Below are 2,676 nucleotides of genomic sequence, written 5' to 3' on the forward strand. Positions count from 1 at the left end.
AAACCTATGCGAGTCACCCCAGCAGAGCTGGGGGTTTATCAATGTTTAATTAGGGTGCACATCAGCGTAATCTAATCCAAATTCCTAAAAATTAGAAAGCTCGTAGTACCTGCTAAACAGCACTATCGCCAACCTATGACTTTGGTGTTCAACATCACTAGCCTACGCATTAATATCAAAACAATAAATCACCATCTATTGAGTCTCTAGATAAATATATTAAGTATTACTCTCAACGCGAAATTTAATCTGAACTCTTGCGGTCATATTCAGAGATTTTATTAAATGGAGTACTTTTATGCATGTTCAAACCTATGATTTAAAACAGAGTAATGTCGGATACAACCTAGGCGTGATTGGTGTAGCATTAGTGTTAGCTTGGATTGGTATTTACAAGTTTACGCCAACTGAAGCGATGCTAATTGAGCCTTTAATTGCAAACCACCCAGCAATGAACTGGCTTTACAATCTATTCTCGGTACAAGCAGTGTCTAACATGGTGGGTGGTGCAGAGATCATCGTCGCGATTGGATTGATCGTGGGATTTAAGAAGCAGACTATTGCTTTCTACTCAGGTATTGCAGCAGCGGCTATCTTTGTTGTGACACTGAGCTTTCTAGTCACCACGCCAAACGTTTGGAAAGTATCGGATGGCATCTTAGTCACTAACTTCTTCCTAGTGAAAGATATTCTGTTTTTGGCTATCGCTATTAGCGTAATCGAACGCAACAAGCCTCAGAAGTGAATGTAAAACTAATAAGTGGCTGTAAACCTAAAGATCTATTTTAAGCAACATAAAACTATAAGCTGGCTAGAAGGAAGCTGCCAGCTTCTAATGAATAAAGCACTGATACTCAGCTACTCAACTAACACCTTACGATAATGATTAGCGTCTTTATTTTTCCCTTTGAATAACGCGTAATTCTCTACACGCTCAACTAAGCCAAAACCGGCCTTGGATAAAATCTTGTTGGAGCCAACATTACCCACTAACGCATAGGCATCCACATATTTAAGGGAAGAGTGCTCCGCCAAATAGATAAGTAACTTCCTCACCGCGTTAGACGCAATGCCTTTTGAAGCAAAGGGTCGACCTACTCGATAACCTAGCTCCCCACTTCCAGCGTTCTGGTCGATATCACGTACATTAATCCTACCGCAGATAATCCCTTGTTCATCTTTTATCAACATAGGAATCATCTCATCACTTTCATATTCCGCTAAAAAACTAGCAATCTGCTTCTCTACACCTGAAAGTGAATAAAAACTTTCTTCCCGTGGTGGTACAGACATCTCGAACCAATCTCTATTGTCTACTTCAAATTCCAAGAGCGCCCTAGCATCACTTGTTTGAAGTAAATGCAAAAATACATCCATACGAGTACTCCCAATGGTTATTTCGAAAGCCTTGCCTACGATTGAAATTCGAGTACCCAAATCTCTGAGTAAACGGTACGTCACTACTTATTTCAGAGTTAGCAGCTGAAAGTGAGGTTCTAGTGGGCATAGGAAGATATTTTTTAGTAGAAGTGAATGGGGCGTGACATTTAAGCAACCCACCCCATCAATTATATACATACTTAACGACTACGGTTTACTCGATACTACCCAATTAGTTCCGTCAGTACTTTTTTCGTATACAGAAGTTTGATCTGACGATGTTATTCTTCGTGAATATGTCGTCGGAGATGCACGAAAGAGTGTTTTCCAATAGGTGATTTCTTTACTCTGATCATTAACTATCTTTGACCGTATGACCTTAGATGCGTCACCTAATTCATTACTAGAGTAATCTTTATATCTACCCATAATGTTTATTTTGATATTTTCAGTATCTAAACTATTTAAATGACTTTTAACATTAACGACTGTCGATAATCCAAAGTCATCGCCTTTTCCAAAAGTATGCTCATTCCAGTCGACATAAGTACGATTTAATTGTTCTTTGATACTCTTGTTATATTTCCAAGTTGAAGTAGTTCTAGAGACTATTTTATTTGTTAGATCCAGAGATTGACAATTTGCTAAGTTGTGTATATTACCATCGTAGGCAATGTTAGATAGTACATTATCAAATTTATCATCTTTAATAATGATTTTCTCTGTGAATGTACACCCCGGACGGATGCTGCTATTAAAATTGTTAATACTAGCAATATCAAAAGTATTGTTGTAAACACCCCACTGAGTTGAAAGGTTAACCGATGTGGACTCAGACAACACTTCCACCTCTGTTAACAAATCATCGCTCATTTTTGTGGTTGTTTGCTTTGCTGATTGATTAGTACCTAGAGAAGAAATATAAACCTTTTTATACCAATTCCTAGCGCCGTTTTCATCTTTGAAGTAGTAATGAACTTGCACATAGCTATTGGGGTTGGTTTGTTGTAAATCTTTTGTATCTGTGAACGATTTCTTTAGACCTGTTACGATATTTTGGGCCTTTAAGGCAAGGTCACTATCTTCGGATGCAATAAAGTCACCATAAATTTTAGCCTCAGAAATATTATATGTGCGAATTGTTTCTGTAAGAGCATGCTCTAACGCTTGAGCCTGTTTAGTTTGTTTTTCTATATCGCTCATTAGATCCTGACACGTATAGTTACTTTTACCATTACTGGTGGCTTTGTTGCGTAATTCAATGGAACTAAATCAAGAACCTACGATCTGATCAGC

Annotated in this window: 3 protein-coding genes; 1 reads left to right on the forward strand and 2 read right to left on the reverse strand. The window is 37.9% G+C overall.

Annotated features, from left to right (window positions below):
* Window positions 1-298 precede the first annotated feature (298 nt).
* Window positions 299-745, forward strand: coding sequence for a DUF417 family protein (locus AB6C75_RS23260; RefSeq protein WP_372109465.1), 447 nt, complete (start codon window positions 299-301; stop codon window positions 743-745).
* Between the two features lie 113 nt (window positions 746-858).
* Here the strand turns inward: AB6C75_RS23260 and AB6C75_RS23265 are convergent, their stop codons facing one another.
* Both AB6C75_RS23265 and AB6C75_RS23270 read right to left on the reverse strand, forming a co-directional pair.
* Window positions 859-1,377, reverse strand: coding sequence for a GNAT family N-acetyltransferase (locus AB6C75_RS23265; RefSeq protein WP_012600476.1), 519 nt, complete (start codon window positions 1,375-1,377; stop codon window positions 859-861).
* 210 nt (window positions 1,378-1,587) lie between these two features.
* Window positions 1,588-2,583: a hypothetical protein gene (locus tag AB6C75_RS23270; RefSeq protein ID WP_372109467.1), complete on the reverse strand. Its 996-nt coding sequence runs from the start codon at window positions 2,581-2,583 to the stop codon at window positions 1,588-1,590.
* Between the last annotated feature and the right edge of the window lie 93 nt (window positions 2,584-2,676).

This window comes from Vibrio sp. 10N.237.312.B06 (assembly GCF_041464685.1).
In the GTDB taxonomy this organism is placed as follows: Bacteria; Pseudomonadota; Gammaproteobacteria; order Enterobacterales; family Vibrionaceae; genus Vibrio; species Vibrio tasmaniensis_A.